Origin of the sequence: Martinezella miluonensis (assembly GCF_900094545.1) — a bacterium.
In the GTDB taxonomy this organism is placed as follows: Bacteria; Pseudomonadota; Alphaproteobacteria; order Rhizobiales; family Rhizobiaceae; genus Rhizobium; species Rhizobium miluonense.
In genome coordinates this window covers 1-16557 of sequence record NZ_FMAH01000027.1, presented here as the reverse complement: position 1 = coordinate 16557, position 16557 = coordinate 1, and the positions used below count along the sequence as shown (strand labels likewise).

Sequence of the window (16557 nt, the reverse complement as noted above, 5' to 3'; positions counted from 1 at the left end):
GCGAACCTCAACCCAACGTGATCTGATCGATCGTGTACCCTGACAAGACGTTCAGGAAGCCGGGCAGGTTCTTGAAGCCCTTCACCTTTACGTTCGTCGCATAGGCCTGTTGACGCCAGTTGAGCGGCACCTGGGGCACTTCTTCGAAATACGCCCTCACGAGGTCCTTGTAGATCGCCTCGCGCTTGACAGGATCAAGTTCGGCACGGCCCTTCTGTAGCAGCGCATCGATACGCTCGCTCTTGAAGCCGAAGGACTGGAGGAACGAACCGGAAGAAGTACGCAGCAGAGCCGCCAGCGCATCGGGATCGTTAAAGAAGCTCGACGTACCATGCACCGCGATGTCGTAGTCGCCGTTCTTGCCGGCGGTAATACGCGAGCCCCAGTCCGGCAACTGCAGCGTGGCGTTGATCCCGATCACTTGCAGATGCGCCTGAACGACGGAAGCCGTATCCTGATGCATGCCGTAGGTCGAGGTCGCCAGCAGCCGGCACTCGAAACCGTTAGGATACCCGGCCTCGGCGAGCATCGCCTTTGCCTTTTCCGGATCGTAACGCCATTCAGAAGCGGGGTCCGAGAGATTGAACGGAGAGCCCTGGGGGTTTGGGAAGCCTAGCAGCGGTTCGCCGCGACCAGCAAAGGCAGCATCGACGACATCCTGCCGCTCGATGGCGTAACCGATGGCCTGGCGCACCCGGGCATCCGCAAACGGTCCTTTGCTGGCGTTGAACAGCAGGAACATGAACGGGCCGAGAGAAGTCTGGATATCAAGCTGCGGATTGGCTTCAGCCGCGTCGAATTTTTGCCACGGCACATACTCGATGAGATCGACATCGCCCGCTTCGAGAGCCGCATAACGCAGGTTCTCGTCGGAATAGACAACGAAACGCACGCCCTTCACCGAAGGCTGGCCGACCTTGTAGAATTTGTCGAAACGCTCGACCTCGATGAAGACGCCGCGCTCGTCGTTCTTCTTGCGGAACGGCCCGGCACCGATGATTTCGGTCGCCGTACTGTCAGCCGAAATCATCGGGCAATCACAGTTTCCGAGAATATAGAGAAGGGTCGCGCTCGGCTCGGAAAGCTTGAGGCGGAAACTCTTATCGTCGACAATTTCCACGTCCTTGATGACCGACAGGTCGCGCTTCAGGTAAGCCGTCGAATCGTCGGCGAGTATCTTCTTCAACGAATAGGCAATATCGGCAGACGTCACCGGCTTTCCGTTGTGGAAGAAGGCGTTGTCGCGCAGCTTGAAGGCATAAGTCGTCTGATCGACCAACTTCCAGCTCTCGGCCAGTTCGCCGACAAGTTCGCCCTTCTCGCTGTACCCCGTCAAGCCCCGCATCAACATGAGCTTTACGGTTCCGGCCGTCGCACCGGTGTTTTCCCATGGATTGAGGTTCGGCGGAAATGCCGAGATTGCGAACCGCAGCACGGCATTTTCAGCCGAAGCCGACATATTCGGGAGGGAAAGCGCAAGCGCCGCGCCCCCCATCATCGTCATGAGATTGCGACGCGTCGGCCGCAGTAGCGCATCGGAAAAAAACGAATCAGTCATAACGCTCCCCTTTAATGATTGATCGGTCGCTCCTTGTTGTTGTTTTGACCGTATCAACAATGCCTGAAGATCTTACAACGGGAAAACTACAAAATAAAGCCAAATTTTGAAATTTTTCGCCCGATCGCCGGCCTTCGGTCGCAATTTCTTGTTTTATCAGGCGTCAATTTGTGGTTTTTACGCCCGTACGGTCATATTTGGTGCCGCACTGTGAATACACAAATGGATATGTGGGCGTTCAGGCAGGCGCGCATTGACGCTGTGGTTGGCCTGGCGTACGGATAACTCGATAAACACACGGAGAACGGTCGTGATTCCAACGGCGTTACGGTCAATTAGAGCGAGAATGCTCGTCAAAACCGAGTAGTGAGATGTGGCAAGCACACACTTATGACCCTTGACGGCCCGGAACGGCAGTGGAGCAATGACTCAACAATGAAGGGATGACGACAATTTTTCACGGAGAGGTTGGCTTTGCAGCAATCGCAACGTCATGAAGAAATAAGGTCGCTTCTGCAAAAAGCAGGAGAGATGACTGTCGAGGAATTTGCTGAGCGGCTGGGAGTATCGCGTGAGACGATCAGACGCGACCTGACCCGGCTCGAGGCGATCGGCGAAGTGCGCAAGTATCACGGCGGCGCGCGGCTTCTTGCCACTCCTGCAAAGATTAATGAGGAGAAAGAGGGGCCGTTTACGCTCCGAATGGCGCAGAATGTCGAAGCCAAACAGAAGATTGCGCATGCAGCGAGCCGCCTGCTGCGTCCCGATGATTCATTGTTCATCGACACCGGCAGCACGACTATCGCAATGGCCGAAGCTCTGGCGACGAATTCATCGCTGATAATCATCACCAATTCCCCGAAGATTGCGAGCGTCGCTTCGGCGAACTTAAACCATAAAATTTTCCTCATTGGTGGCGCTTATGCCGCCGAGGCAGGCGAGAGTGTCGGACCGCTCGCATTGGAGCAGATCTCCAAATTCCGGGCTCAGCACGCTATCCTTACGGTCGGCGCTATCAATTCATCCTGCATTATGGATTTTGACGTTCAGGAGGCCGAGATCGCCAAGGCCATGATCGAACGGGCGGATAACGTGATCGTTCTTGCCGACCATAGCAAATTCGAGCGCAGCGCCGTATTCGAAGTCGTGCCGCTTTTGAAGATTCACACAATCGTCACTGACGCGCAACCGTCGATGGCAATGGCAAGAGCTCTCGAAACTGCCGGAGTTAATCTGATCGTTGCCTGACCGACTTCCACGAAAGAAGTTCCGCGAGACGGAAGCCGATCTTAAGCCGAAACCGGAATAGACGCCCAGGTGGAGAATCGCTTTGGCCATTCCACACAAGTTGGAGAGCGACGCTTTCGAGGCGATCCATAGCGTCGTGGAATCAATGTGGGGCGGGAACTATCGAGAGGAAACCATGCGGACCTTCGATGACAATTGCCTTTGTGATCGCTTCGGCAAGAAGCTCGATCCTCTTTATAGCGAGCAATGCGTCCCGCATGACAATACCAACACGATCAGCGCGATTGGTTCGGGCTCACTCGGGTAAAGGCGCGAGAGTAAGCCCGACCCCACACGCCTTGCACAGCGGCTGATATGCCCGAACGGGCCGTTTCGGTAATTTGCAACCTTAATTTTGACTGCCATCGCGCATTTTGACGCTATTGATCCTTCGAGTGTTGCCTCTCAGGTCTATCGAGATAAAATACGAAGGGCGGGGAACGCCGGCGCGTAATACATCAAATGTCTGGATATGGGCAGGCGCTTGACCATTCTATCAATTCGATGACATTCTAACATTCGTAAGCTCCACCGGGGGAATCTGCAGTGGCCGAGGTGTCTCCGTCGGCGGATGTATCGAGTGAACACGAGGTGACTGACATGGACACGTCGGTCGACATGAATGTGCCGATCAACTACGAAATGCTGTTCGACCGGAAAGTGGCGCAAGCGTACTACGGTGTAGAGCCAGAGCCCCGAGGTCGTTACTACGACGACGATCGAGGTATGTTTGTCAGAACATCGGTTGAGGGCGGCACTTACGTTCAGGATTTGATCCAGTTTGCTCCCGATGCGTTGGCTTTTACTGGGACAGCCACACCGTTTCCTGTCCCCAGCGTCAGTCGTCACCGCCAAGTGATTGGCGACGACGACTGGATACATTTCTGTCTTCGGCTGGGTGTCGGTGGTTACGAAGAAATCGCAGGATATCAAAAGGTAGACCAGCCAAGCCGCATGGGAACAATTATGCGGTACCCGGCGGGAACTGAAATAAAGAGATTTTCCCCCACAGATGACAGTTGGAGGATTGCCTGTCTTTGGCTGAAGCCTCACGCTTTGACCCGGCTGCTTGAGACTTCTGCATCGAGAATGCCTTCTGATCTAGAATGGCTAACCAGAGACAAGCAGGACTCCGCCCATCATATTTCCATTCCGCTTTCTCCCCAACTTTACACGGCGGTAAACGAGGTGCTTAACTGTCAGTTTCGGGGCGGGGTTCGTCGAGCCTTTGTCTATTCCAAGTACCTGGAGATTCTCGCCACTCTCTTCCAGGGCGCGCTCGATCACGGCAAAGAGCCGTCCTATAGGCTCTCTGACAGAGACTTGGGTAAGATCTATGAGGTAGCTACGATCCTCAAGAGCAAGATCGATCATATGGAACCGCTCGCCGCGCTAGCACGGGCAGTCGGCATCAATCGAACCAAGCTAATTCTCGGATTTCGGGCTGTCTACGGGACGTCCGTCGAGGCTTACTGGCGCGATTGGCGCATGCAGGAGGCCAATGAGTTTTTGCGGAGCGACGGGCTCTCAGTTAGTGAGGTTGCTCACCGAATTGGCTTCTCCGAAGTATCCTCTTTTACGCGAGCATTTACACGTCAATTTGGCGTCCCTCCAAGCGAGCGTAGGACCACTTAATCCTCCTTGGGTGCTGAAGCGGGGAAGCCAGTGCCGAGGACACCATGAGTCTCCAGCACCAGCCAAGATCGAACCGTTGCGACAACACATTCGGCCGTTTGGTCAAATACAATTCGCTAGCAACGACATAAACTCGCTTTCCATGGCAGGTCAAAAAGACCGCGTTAAGAATAATGGGGAACGACAAGAGGCAGTCAAACGCCGTCTCTCGTAGGACCGGGTTTACGTTGAAACTCCTGCGATGTGTTTACGCCGGCCGATGCGATTATGCTGGACAACGTTCTCCCGCCGTCGCCTTCGTATCCGGCAGTTCCCCTTAGACGGCTCGCATTTGTGCGGCATCGGGTTCACGCCGATCCCGGTCCGCTACGCATCGTTCTGCAGCAAAGGGGAACCAAAATGGTAACACGCAGACAGGTACTAGTTGGCGCCAGTGTATTCGCGGCCGCGAATGCGGTTGGTACGAAGGGAAGCCTGGTATGGGCTCAATCGAAGAAGACCGTTGTTCTTGCGTCGATGGGTCCGGTGACTGGCAACTGGGATCCGACGTCACACACCACGATCGGTCAGTCGAACTTCGAGAAGTTCGTCTTCAATCACCTTACTCGCTGCACGATGGAGGAGGGAAAACCGCCCGCGCTTGAGCCGGACCTCGCAGTCGAGTGGAAATTGATTGATCCTTATACGCTCGAATTCAAGCTCAGAGACGGCGTCAAGTTCCATGACGGCAAAGAGTTCGGAGCAGAGGATGTCAAGGCTACGATGGAGTATGCCTGTCAGTCCGCCAGACCGGCGGCGTCCCTTTATCCTGGCCAGGTCGAGGTGGAAGTAGTGGACAAGCTGACCGCCCGCATCAAGACGGAGAAGTTCGGCTATCCCGCATCCGCATTCTGGTTCATCTCGAGCTACCTTCCTATTCTATCGGCAAAAGACGTCGCCGATCCGACGATTCTCCAGAAGCGGCCCAACGGCACGAATGCGTTCAAGTACGTCTCCACGCAGGGTGACAAGAACTTCCTCGCCGCCAACGACGAATTCTACGGCGGGCGTCCAAAGATCGACGAGATCGTTTACGCTTACGTGCCGGATGCCAACACCCGTGTACTTGGTCTTCTCAACGGCGAATATCAGATCGCGGAACGGCTTGAACCGGAACAATTCGCCACCCTCTCGCAAAATCCCAATGTTGCGACGCATAGCGGCCTGTCGACTGAGAACAAATATCTTCATTTTCGTTGTAACAAACCGCCGTTTAACGATCCCCGTATCCGCCTTGCCGCGTGCCATGCGATCGATCGCGATCAGATCCTCGAACTCATGGGAGCTGCCGCCAAGCCGTCTAGTTGCTTCATTTCGCCAAGCAAGTTCGGGTTTTCCGACATCGGGAATTATCCGAAATACGATCCGGAAGCCTCTCAGCGTCTCCTAGCGGAAGCGGGATTTCCGAAAGGCGAAGGCCTGCCGCAACTTGAGTACATTACCTCGATCGGTTTTTATCCGAAGACCAAGGAGTATGGTGAACTTATCACCGCGATGATGGCCGAGCAGGGTTTCAACGTCCAACTGACTGTGTTGGAACCGGCCGCGTGGGAACAGGCGATCTACCGTGGCGCCGACGGCCAGGGCCAGGGACACATGTGCGATGTCGGATGGCTGTCGGGTTCGCCCGAGCCGGATCTTGTCCTACGCCCGAATTGGCATTCCAAGGCTGCCCTGATTTCCGGCGTCAACGACCCGGAAATTGACGCAGTCCTCGACAAGGAGCGCAATGCGAAGAATCCGGACGAGCGATTGAAGATCCTCCACGAGGAAACGTTCCCGGTGATGGCTTCGAAGATGCCGAGCTTTTCGCTATTCTCGACCATCAACTTCCATGGAGCCGCGAAGAACCTAAAGGGCGCCTACTACTTCCCGAACGGCCCGATCGATCTGAGTAAGGCCGACCTCGTCTGACGACGAGGCTGGCCAGGCCAACACGTTGATTGGAAATGCAGATGTTGTTCGCACTTGACTTCTTCCTGCGCAGAATTGCGCAGGGACTTGTAATCGTTGTCCTCGTGACAATGCTGATCTTCACCCTGCTGCGCGTCGTACCCGGCGACCCTGTACGCATGATGCTGGGTCCGATGGTCTCGGCAGCAGTTGCTGAGGAGACTGCACAGAAAATGGGCCTCAGAGACCCCATCCCCGTGCAGTTCACCCGCTACATCGGGCAGGTGTTCACGGGCGACTTCGGACGTTCTTTCGTTCGAAGTGCACAGGGTGGAAGCACAGGCGGTTCGCGCGGTGAAAGCACTTTCGACACCGCAAACCGCGCCTCTGTCATCGAGCTCATAGCGACAAGTCTGCCATACAGCCTGATCCTTGCGGGCCTGGCTTTCCTTTTCTCGCTGGCGATAGCACTGCCAATCGGCATCGCGGCCGGCTTGAACTCGGGAAAATGGCCGGACAAGCTCGCGCTCTACCTCAGTTCGATCTTCGTCTCGCTTCCAAACGTCTGGCTTGGGTTAGTCTTCATCTTTCTGTTCTCCGCCAAGGCCGGTTGGCTCCCCGCCATCGGATACAAGGGCCCGAGCTACGCTGTCCTGCCAGCACTCGTGTTGGCGGTGGAGCTCGCTCCGGTGCTGATCCGCTCCATCTCGGTGTCGGTAAGCGGAAATCTGCTGGAAGCATACGTTGCGGTCGGGCAGATCCGGGGCCTATCGCGGCTGAGGATGATCGTCGCCCACGTCCTTCGGAACTCGATGATCCCGCTGCTCAACGTGCTCGGCATTCAGGCAGTAGGCCTGCTTCTCGGCAGCCTGTTCGTGGCGGAATACGTCTTCAATTATCCAGGAATTGGCCTTCTGATGATTAACGCCGTCTTTCAGCGAGACTTTCCGATCATCCAGGCTATCGCGATCCTGGCCTGCGCCACCCTCGTCATTGTCAACGTCCTAGTCGACTTTGCTGCGACGACCATCGATCGGAGGCTCCAGTACTAATGTCCACAGATCTTGCAGCGATGACAACACCACAGTCCCCACGCACCAAGGGTCGAAGCCTTGGATCCAATATCTTCCTTCAGGCCTCGCGCACGACGGAATTCAGAATTGGTCTGGCGATTGTCATAGGTCTCATCCTCCTTTCACTCGTTGGCCCCTACCTGCTGGATTTGTCGCCAACGAAATTCAACGTAAGCAAAAAGTTCCTCCCACCGGCCCTGCTCGATCCGTCCAGCTGGCCATATATCTTCGGCACCGACCAGCTTGGCCGGGATCTCTTCACCCGATCGCTCATCGGCTTGCGGAATGCACTGATGATCGGCGTTGCCAGCGTGGTCGGAATGTTCGTGCTAGGCTCGGCGATCGGCATGGTGGCCGGATATGTCGGCGGATGGGTCGGCCTCATACTGATGCGCATCACGGATGCGCAAATGTCCATTCCCGTGATCATTCTCGCTATTACAATCCTCGGCTTGTCGCGGCCCACACCCCTGACGATCATCCTGGTTCTCGTCTTGGCGGGATGGCCCGCCTATGCCCGAGTTGCACGCAGCGTAACCCTTTCGGAGCGTCGGAAGGAGTATGTGCGGGCAGCCAAGATTCTCGGGGCGTCGGATCTGCGCATCCTCCTCGTGTACATCGCACCGAACATCCTTCCGCCGATCGCATTCGTTGCCGTCCTCGATGTCGCCCGCATGATGATCTTCGAGGCCGTTCTCGGCTTCATCGGCATCGGCGTGCAGCCGCCCACTCCGACCTTCGGCACCATCATCGCCGATGGTACGAAATACCTGATGAACGCGTGGTGGGTCACCACTGTGCCGGGCCTGCTGCTTGCTGTGTCGCTGTGCGGCATCAACTTGATGGGCGGAGCTCTGGAACGATCGCGTAACCGGATTCTGCAGGGGGCTTGAAGATGATGAGCGAAAAGATCTTGGAGGTCAAAGACCTTGTCGTCGACCTCGACCTCGACCTTGGCGACGGCCGTACCCGTCCCGTCCTGAGCAACGTCTCGCTGTCCGTTTCAGATAGCGAAGTCCTGGGAATTATAGGGGAAAGCGGTTCGGGGAAAACCGTTCTGTCGCGCGCTCTGGTGAACTGGGTGAGCCATCCGCTTCGGGTGTCAAACGGAAGCATCCTCTATCGAGGGCAGGACCTCCTCACTCTGCCTCCAGCGCGAATGCAGGCGCTTCGCGGTCGCAAGATCGCCTATATCGGATCCGATCCGGGAAGCGCACTGGATCCTACCCTTCCGATCGGCCGCCAGATCGTCGAAAAGCTGAGATCGGTTGAGCCCGGCATCTCAACTAGAGACGCGGCTGCGCGGGTCGTGCAGGTTCTCGACGCGGTCCGTATTCCCTCCGCGAGAGAACGCTTTTACGAGTTTCCTTTTCAGTTCAGCGGCGGGATGATGCAACGCGTCATGATCGTCGATGCGCTTGTGACCAATCCTGACTTGCTGGTCGCCGACAACATCACGCAGCCGCTGGACGTGACTGTTGCGGCCCAGATATTGCGTTTGCTGCAGGATCTGCAGCGGGACTTTAAAACTGCAATCCTCTTCGTGTCCTCATCCCTCGGCGTCATCAACGAGATAGCGCACAACGTGCTGGTCCTGGCGAACGGCCGTGTGGTCGAAAACCAGAGCGTTGGACAGCTGCTGTCCACTCCACAACACAACTACACAAAACATCTTATCGCCGACATTCCGCGTATCTGGAAAGGCGGCCCGGACACCGCCGCACCGGCGCCTGCCGCCGCTGCTCCCGAAATGGAGCCGATCCTCTCCGTGCGGGATGTTGATCGATTCTATGCCACCAAAGATCGCGAGAAGCTTTTCGGTAAGCAGATTGTTCAGGCAGTCCGCGGAGTCTCGTTCGATGTCTATAAGGGAGACAACCTCGGAATTGTCGGCGAGTCCGGCTGTGGCAAGTCGACCTTATCGCGGCTCCTGAGCTGTCTCGAAGCACCTGATAGCGGTCAAATCCTCTTCAAGGGCCAAGACATTGCCAACATGAAGGCCAAGGAACTCTTGACCCTTCGTCGTGGATTTCAGCTTCTTCTCCAAGATCCATACAACTCGATTCCTCCACATCTGACTATCGGGAGGACGATCGCCGAGCCATTGCTCATCCACGGCGTGCCACGTCGCGAGGTGCATGATCGGGTGACCGCCACGATGCATGAGGTTGGTCTTAGCGTTGAACTTTATGACAAGCTTCCCGTCGGTCTCAGTGCAGGCCAGAGACAACGCGTAAGCATCGCTCGCGCGCTAGTTCTGGACCCTGAACTTCTCATCCTCGATGAGACATTGTCGGCACTTGACCAAGTGGAACAAAGCAAGCTCCTGGCTTTGTTTGACCGCTTGCAGGCCCAACGCGGCATTACGTACATCTATATTTCCCACGATCTCGGGATGGTGAGACGAGCGTGCAATCGCGTCGCGGTTATGTACCTCGGTCGGGTTGTCGAACTGGCCAACAATGAAAGAACGTTCTTCGATCCCGGTCACCCCTACACAAGAGCCCTACTGAGCGCGGTTCCGGCGATCGAGGATCGTCCCTATAAGGCCGAGACCTACCTGCTTGAAGGAGAGCCACCAAATCCCATCAACATCCCTCCAGGATGCAGCTTTCGAACGCGCTGTCCGTTTGCCTTCGACCGGTGCGCGACAGACGATCCTCGCCTGAGAGTTCGTGGCCTCGACGATCTTGCCGCATGCCACCTGCAGGAGATCAACGTCCCCGCCGAATGAGCCGGTGCGTTACATGAAACACCAATAGCAACGAGCGCTTGAAATGGAATTTGATTACATCATTGTTGGGTCTGGAAGTTCGGGAAGTCCTCTCGCCGCGCGGCTTGTGGAGAAGAAAGCGTCGGTCCTATTGATCGAGGCAGGGAAACGCGAACGATTAAACCTCACCCATCTCCCCGCAATGTTGATCCACACGATTGGCAAGAAGCGGTACGACTGGAACTACGAAACGCAGCCCGATCCGACGCGTGACGATCTGGTTGAGACGTGGCCACGCGGAAGGATTCCCGGCGGATCGTCAGCCATTAACGGCATGATCTTCATCCGGGGAGCCGCGGCGGACTATGATGCCTGGGAAGCAATGGGCAATACGGGATGGGGTTGGGATTCGGTACTCCCCTACTTCCGCAAGATGGAGACGGCGGACAACGACAAGGACAACTCATTCCGCGGCGGAATGGGTCCTCAGCGGGTCTCCGCTCTGCGCTGGAAACACCCGGTTTCCAAGCAATTCATCGACAGCTTCGTGGCAGCCGGAATTTCCTTTAACCCTGACCTGAATGGCGCTTGCCACGATGGCGTTTCCTGGAACCAGGGTTCTACCCGCGACGGGAAACGCCATTCGGCATGGGAAGCCTTTGTCAAGCCGAAGCTCGGCGATCCAAACCTCCAGTTCATGGACGGTACCGTCGTGGAGCGCATCCTCTTCAATGGGACGAAAGCCACCGGCGTCGCAGCAATCCGGGATGGAAAGAAGGTTACCTTGATGGCGCGGCGCGGCGTAATCCTGTCGGCGGGCGCTATCAACTCGCCTCAAGTTCTCATGCTCTCAGGCATCGGAGAACCTGGACAGCTCAAGCGGCACGGAATAACGCCGCTGGTCAATAGTCCGCAGGTCGGCCAAAACCTAATGGAACATCCGGGACTTTACGTCCTTGCGGAACTGGATGTCGAGACCGCCAACAGCATGGCGAAGCCGATAAACGGGATAAAATCCTTCGCTCAGTGGCTAACAACGCGATCTGGATTTATGAGCGTACCAACCGCACAGGTACTGGCCTTCCTCAAGTCGATACCGGAGCAACCCGAGTCTGACCTTCAGTTCCATCTCTTCCCGTTCGGTTGGAAGCGGGAGAAGGGCAAGCTCAAGGTCCCGGACCAGAACCTCGTAACAATCCTGGTCAATCTTAATCATCCCAAGAGCCTGGGACATCTAGAGCTTGCTTCCGCGGATCCGTTTGCTCCCATAAAAATCTATCCGCGTCTTCTTGATCATCCAGACGATCTCGCCGGCGTCCTTAGAGGGTTGGACTGGGTTCGGAAGATCTCGTCCACCCCCCCATTCGGCAATCGCGTGATCAAGTTCCTAGATGCTCCGCCAACCGGAGCAGGCCGTGAGGCTGACGAAGCATACGTCCGAAAGGCAACCGTTCCTTTCTACCACCCGGTCGGAACCTGCAGGATGGGCGCTGACGACCGTTCGGTCATTTCGCCCGACCTTCGCGTCAGGGGAGCAGAGAATCTTTGGGTGGCGGACGCCTCCATCTTTCCGCGCCACATCGCAGGCAACACCAACGCGACCTCGATAATGATCGGGGAACGCGCTGCAGACCTCATCCAAGCCTGACCCCAATCACCTAGCATCTCTCAAGATGAAGGCTCAACTCATGACCCATTTTACCCAGCACTTTATCGGCGGCCGACGTGTCGAACCGCACAGCAAGAACATCATTGAAATACGCTCGCCGTTCGACGGGGAACTGGTTGGCTCGGCACCGCTTGCTTCCAAGCAGGATATCGATCGCGCCGTTTCCGTAGCCCGCGAGGCTTTTGACTACGGACCTTGGCCTCGCTTCAAGCCGAATGAGCGTATGGCGATCATCAAGCGTTTCTTCGACCTCTATGAACGGAAATCGGATGAGTTCGCCAAACTCGTCTCGCGCGAAATGGGAGCACCATTGTGGTTCACTAAGAACATTCAGCTGCTGATCAGGAACCAAAGCCTTGCCTACTTCGAGGCCGCAAACGCATATCCGTGGGAACAGAAGCGGGATGGATACCCGGAAGGGAAATCGCTCTGGACCAGGGAACCTGTTGGCGTAGTCGCAGCTATTATTCCGTGGAACGCTCCCCATCAGGTCGCACTGGCGAAGCTATACCCTGCACTGATGGCCGGCTGCTGCGTCGTCTTGAAACTCGCTCCCGAAACCGCCCTCGACGGACAGTTTCTCGGCGAACTATTCAGCGAAGCGGGCCTCCCGGAAGGCGTTCTCAGTATTCTTGCTGCAGACCGCGATGTCAGCGAGCATCTGGTGACGCACCCAGGAGTGGACAAGATTGGTTTTACAGGCTCGACCGTGGCCGGCAGGAGGATCGCGAGCCTTGCAGGCGAACGCCTCAAGCGAGTCAGTCTTGAGTTGGGCGGAAAGTCGGCGGCCATCGTACTTCCGGACGCTGACATAGCGAGCACCGTTAGCGCTCTCCGCTACAGATCGTTCCCGAACAACGGACAGGTTTGCGTTGCCCAGACGCGTGTGCTGGTGCCCGATGAGATCTACACTGACTTTAGCGAAGCCATGGTCGAGGACGTCGCCAAAATGGCGGTGGGTGATCCTACCCAGGAGTCGACATTCCTTGGTCCGGTCGTATCTGATCGCCAACGCCAACGGGTCCTCGATTACATCCGCACCGGCGTCCACGAGGGTGCGTCGGTCGCGATCGGCGGCGAAGGGATGCCGGACGGGCTCAACCATGGCACCTTCGTAAAGCCAACGGTCTTCACGAATGTCGATAACGCGATGCGTATTGCGCGGGAAGAAATCTTCGGACCCGTTGTTTGCCTCATCCCCTATAGGGGCGTCGAAGAGGCCATCCAGATTGCAAACGATTCAGACTATGGGCTTTCTGGCTCGGTCTGGACGCCGGATACCGAGGAGGCCCTTCGAGTAGCGCGCCAAATTCGAACTGGTAGCGTTACGGTCAACGGGGCTCCCACAGACCTATTGGCTCCCTTTGGCGGATTCAAACAAAGCGGCATCGGCCGTGAATTCGGTGCTGAGGGCATAGGCCACTATGTCGAGCACAAGGCCATAAGCATTTGACCCGCAGCCCCGCGTGCCGCGTGGACTTGCAGAACCTTTTCAACGGCAGGGCATCTGAAATGCGTATGAACAAGCGAATTTCCGATCTGCACAGTGAAATCACGGAATGGCGTCGTGACTTTCATATGCATCCCGAGTTGCAGTACGAGGTTCAGCGCACTGCTCGTATCGTCGCAGAGAAGCTCATGGAATTCGGATGTGACGAGGTCATCATTGGCGTCGGGAGAACCGGCGTCGTTGGACTGATCCGTGGCTCTGGCGAAGGCGGTCCAGTGATCGGGTTGCGCGCCGACATGGACGCGCTTCCTATCATCGAGGCCACCGGGAAAGCTTACTCGTCCGTAACAGCTGGCCAGATGCACGCCTGCGGGCACGATGGCCACACGGCAATGCTGCTCGGCGCCGCTAAATATCTCGCGGAGACGCGACTTTTCAATGGAACCGTCGCGGTGATCTTCCAGCCGGCCGAGGAAGGTGGCGGTGGAGCAAGGGAGATGATCAGAGATGGCCTGATGGATCGCTTCAACATCCGGGAGGTCTACGGTATGCACAACATGCCTGGAATGGCGGCCGGAACCTTTGCGATCCGTCCAGGCGCGATTATGGCAGCCGCGGATAGGTTCTCGATTGAGATCAAGGGTAAGGGAGGTCATGCCGCCAAACCTCATTCCAGCATCGATCCGATCCTTGTTGGTGCGCATCTGGTCGCGAGCGCGCATGCCATCGTTTCTCGAAGCATCAATCCGTTAAGAAGCGCTGTCCTTTCGTTCGGCGCCTTTAACTCGGGATTGACCGACAATGTGATTCCCCAGGCAGCCTTGTTGAAAGGCACGGTTCGAACACTCGAGGAAGACGACCGTGATCTCATGGAAACACGTCTCGGCGAGGTGGTCGAGCATACCGCCAAGGTGTTCGGCGCGACAGCAAACCTCAACTACCTGCGAGATTATCCGGTGACGGTAAATGCTGAGGCCAACGCCGAATATGCTGCGCTCGCAGCATCAAACGTGACCAGCAGCGAGGCAGTCAACCGGAATGTAGAACCTGTGATGGGAAGTGAAGACTTCGCGTTCATGCTGAGAGAGCGTCCAGGGGCATACATATTCATTGGAGCCGGTGATAGCGCACCGCTCCATCACCCCGAGTACGACTTCAATGACGAGATCATTCCGGTCGGGGTCAACTATTGGGTTGAGCTCGCCGAAGGTCGACTACGGATATGACCGCATTCGTCCTGCCTCCCATGCCCAGAACGGCGCATCGACGGCTCTCAACGACGGACCTGTCGATGCGCCGCGCCGGGGCGTCATCGCTGATTGCTCAGGTTTCGCGAGTATCAACAACTCATGTCCTTGTCTGTCTTCGATCTCTATAGGCCGTTGTCGATGCGACCCTGCTCGCGACAAATGTCGGGCCATTAATTGAAATTCTACACGTTCACTACTCGGAGCTGTTTCCTTGACCATCGCTGCAAAACCTGCAATGAGAACTGGATCGCTGTCCCAATCTGGCCGTATCATAAAGGCTGAGTGCCTGCTTGTTGCTGTGCCTTTTCAGTCGGACGCGAAACCAGTCTGGTCGTTCACGAGCGCGCCGAAGAACACGTTCGACACGCTGTTTGTGAGGCTGGAGACCGATACCGGTCTCGTGGGCTGGGGCGAGGCATTCTCACGGACGGAGGACCGCTCACTCAAGAGTCTTGTCGAAACCCGGATCCTGCCGCTGGTGACTGGTGAAGAGGCCCGCCACATCGGCAAGATCAAACACAAGCTCGAATATGGTCTGCAGAACTTCGGACGCGTCGGGCCCACCATGTACGCGATCTCGGCGGTCGATATCGCGCTGTGGGATATTGCTGGCAAGGCTGCCGGCGCGCCCTTGGTTGATCTGCTGGGCGGTCCTTTCGCGAATGAAGTGGAAGTCTACGCGAGTCTGCTGCGTTACGACAGCGAGGATGGCGTCGCTGCCGCCGTTACGCGCGCCATCGCTGAAGGTTATCGCTACATAAAGCTGCATGAGATTAGGTATCCGGAGATCGCGGCAGCATGCACGGCCGCAGCGGGGAAGGCCAGCGTCATGCTCGATGTGAACTGCCCGTGGTCCGTGTCCGAGGCACTTGCCATGGATGCGCGGCTTTCTGAACTTAACCTTCTCTGGCTTGAAGAGCCGGTCTGGCCACCGGACGATTTTCGTGGTCTTGCAAGAGTGCGTGCTGAGAAACGCCACCGCATTGCCGCAGGTGAGAATGCTGGCTCGTTGCAGGATTTCGTTGCGATGGCGGACGCCGGCGCTATCGACATTGCTCAGCCTGACGTCGCAAAGACCGGCGGTATCACCGAACTGATGAAGATTGCTGCCTTCTGCGAGGCAAGCGCGATCGAGTTTGTTCCTCATTGTGCGCTGTTCGGCCCTGGGCAAATTGCCACCGTTCACCTCAACGCGGCGCAGCGTACGGTTCCGCTGCTCGAACGGCTTTACTGTCACTTTGAGGCCGAAATCTACAATGGCGCGACACTACCGGTGAACGGCAGGCTCGCTGTCCCAACCGGGCCAGGTCTTGGCATCGAGCCCGATCAAGCCGTGATCGAATGCTACCGTATCGCGTGATCAAAAGGGCGCTGTTGCAAATTTTTTAGAGCCGTAAAATCAGAGAAAAATATTCCTTCTCTTGATCGCAGACGGCTTTGAACAATCACTCCACAACAGTGAAGCGCGGCCGCGATCGGTTAAAATGAAGGGCTTCCTCACCAAAAATACAGACCGTCTGGAATTCCATTCTACACTAAGAAAATTTTGCAACAGGGCCGCTCAAAACTTCGGTGGCTGCTTTCCCGCGGCACGATGAGCTGCAATGACGGTATTGGCCATCAGCATGGCGATCGTCATCGGTCCGACACCACCCGGAACCGGCGTGATGGCCTTGGCGACTTCGGACGCCTGTGCAAAGGCGACATCGCCGACCAACCGGCTCTTGCCCTCGCCGCGCTCGGGTGCATCAATACGATTGATGCCGACGTCGATGACCGTCGCGCCCGGCTTGATCCAATCGGCCTTGACCATCTCCGGCCGGCCGACGGCCGCCACCAGAATATCCGCACCTCTTGCGACGGATGCGAGATCCTTCGTGCGCGAATGCGCCGTCGTGACAGTCGCATTGGCATTGAGCAGCAATTGCGCCATCGGCTTGCCGAACAGGTTGGAGCGGCCGATGACGGCGGCGTTGAGGCCCGACAGGTC

Annotated in this window: 12 protein-coding genes and 1 pseudogene; 11 read left to right on the top strand and 2 right to left on the bottom strand. The window is 56.7% G+C overall.

Features of this window, described 5'->3' with window-relative positions; all coding sequences use genetic code 11:
• Positions 1–7: 7 nt before the first annotated feature.
• A complete protein-coding gene (locus tag GA0061102_RS20310) occupies positions 8–1558 on the bottom strand; it encodes an ABC transporter substrate-binding protein (RefSeq protein WP_245298077.1) in 1551 nt (516 codons plus the stop codon).
• A gap of 468 nt (positions 1559–2026) precedes the next feature.
• On the opposite strand from GA0061102_RS20310, the gene GA0061102_RS20305 reads away from it, so the two are divergent.
• From GA0061102_RS20305 to GA0061102_RS20255, 11 genes are all read left to right on the top strand, one after another.
• Positions 2027–2806, top strand: a complete 780-nt coding sequence (locus tag GA0061102_RS20305; protein ID WP_245298076.1) for a DeoR/GlpR family DNA-binding transcription regulator — start codon at positions 2027–2029, stop codon at positions 2804–2806.
• 82 nt (positions 2807–2888) lie between these two features.
• Entirely contained in the window at positions 2889–3113 is a 225-nt protein-coding gene (locus GA0061102_RS20300; RefSeq protein ID WP_092852592.1) for a hypothetical protein, read from the top strand.
• Between the two features lie 332 nt (positions 3114–3445).
• On the top strand, positions 3446–4480 hold the full coding sequence (locus tag GA0061102_RS20295) for a helix-turn-helix transcriptional regulator (protein ID WP_139115079.1): 1035 nt from the start codon (positions 3446–3448) through the stop codon (positions 4478–4480).
• 399 nt (positions 4481–4879) lie between these two features.
• On the top strand, positions 4880–6433 hold the full coding sequence (locus tag GA0061102_RS20290) for an ABC transporter substrate-binding protein (protein WP_092852588.1): 1554 nt from the start codon (positions 4880–4882) through the stop codon (positions 6431–6433).
• Positions 6434–6477: 44 nt separating this feature from the next.
• Positions 6478–7464: an ABC transporter permease gene (locus tag GA0061102_RS20285; RefSeq protein ID WP_208858675.1), complete on the top strand. Its 987-nt coding sequence runs from the start codon at positions 6478–6480 to the stop codon at positions 7462–7464.
• Positions 7464–8378: an ABC transporter permease gene (locus GA0061102_RS20280; protein WP_092852584.1), complete on the top strand. Its 915-nt coding sequence runs from the start codon at positions 7464–7466 to the stop codon at positions 8376–8378. The genes GA0061102_RS20285 and GA0061102_RS20280 overlap by 1 nt, the downstream gene beginning before the upstream one ends.
• A 2-nt stretch (positions 8379–8380) precedes the next feature.
• Positions 8381–10219 carry a dipeptide ABC transporter ATP-binding protein gene (locus GA0061102_RS20275; RefSeq protein WP_092852582.1) on the top strand — a complete coding sequence of 613 codons (1839 nt, stop codon included), beginning with the start codon at positions 8381–8383 and terminating at the stop codon, positions 10217–10219.
• 43 nt (positions 10220–10262) lie between these two features.
• Complete coding sequence (locus GA0061102_RS20270; RefSeq protein WP_092852580.1) at positions 10263–11846, top strand: GMC family oxidoreductase; 1584 nt, start codon at positions 10263–10265, stop codon at positions 11844–11846.
• A gap of 40 nt (positions 11847–11886) precedes the next feature.
• Positions 11887–13320, top strand: coding sequence for an aldehyde dehydrogenase (locus GA0061102_RS20265; RefSeq protein WP_092852578.1), 1434 nt, complete (start codon positions 11887–11889; stop codon positions 13318–13320).
• A gap of 59 nt (positions 13321–13379) precedes the next feature.
• Positions 13380–14543, top strand: coding sequence for a M20 aminoacylase family protein (locus GA0061102_RS20260; RefSeq protein WP_092852576.1), 1164 nt, complete (start codon positions 13380–13382; stop codon positions 14541–14543).
• 235 nt (positions 14544–14778) lie between these two features.
• Positions 14779–15927 carry a mandelate racemase/muconate lactonizing enzyme family protein gene (locus GA0061102_RS20255; protein ID WP_139115078.1) on the top strand — a complete coding sequence of 383 codons (1149 nt, stop codon included), beginning with the start codon at positions 14779–14781 and terminating at the stop codon, positions 15925–15927.
• A 201-nt stretch (positions 15928–16128) separates the two neighbouring features.
• Here the strand turns inward: GA0061102_RS20255 and GA0061102_RS20250 are convergent.
• A pseudogene (locus GA0061102_RS20250) lies at positions 16129–16557 on the bottom strand (bifunctional methylenetetrahydrofolate dehydrogenase/methenyltetrahydrofolate cyclohydrolase); the annotation flags it as partial.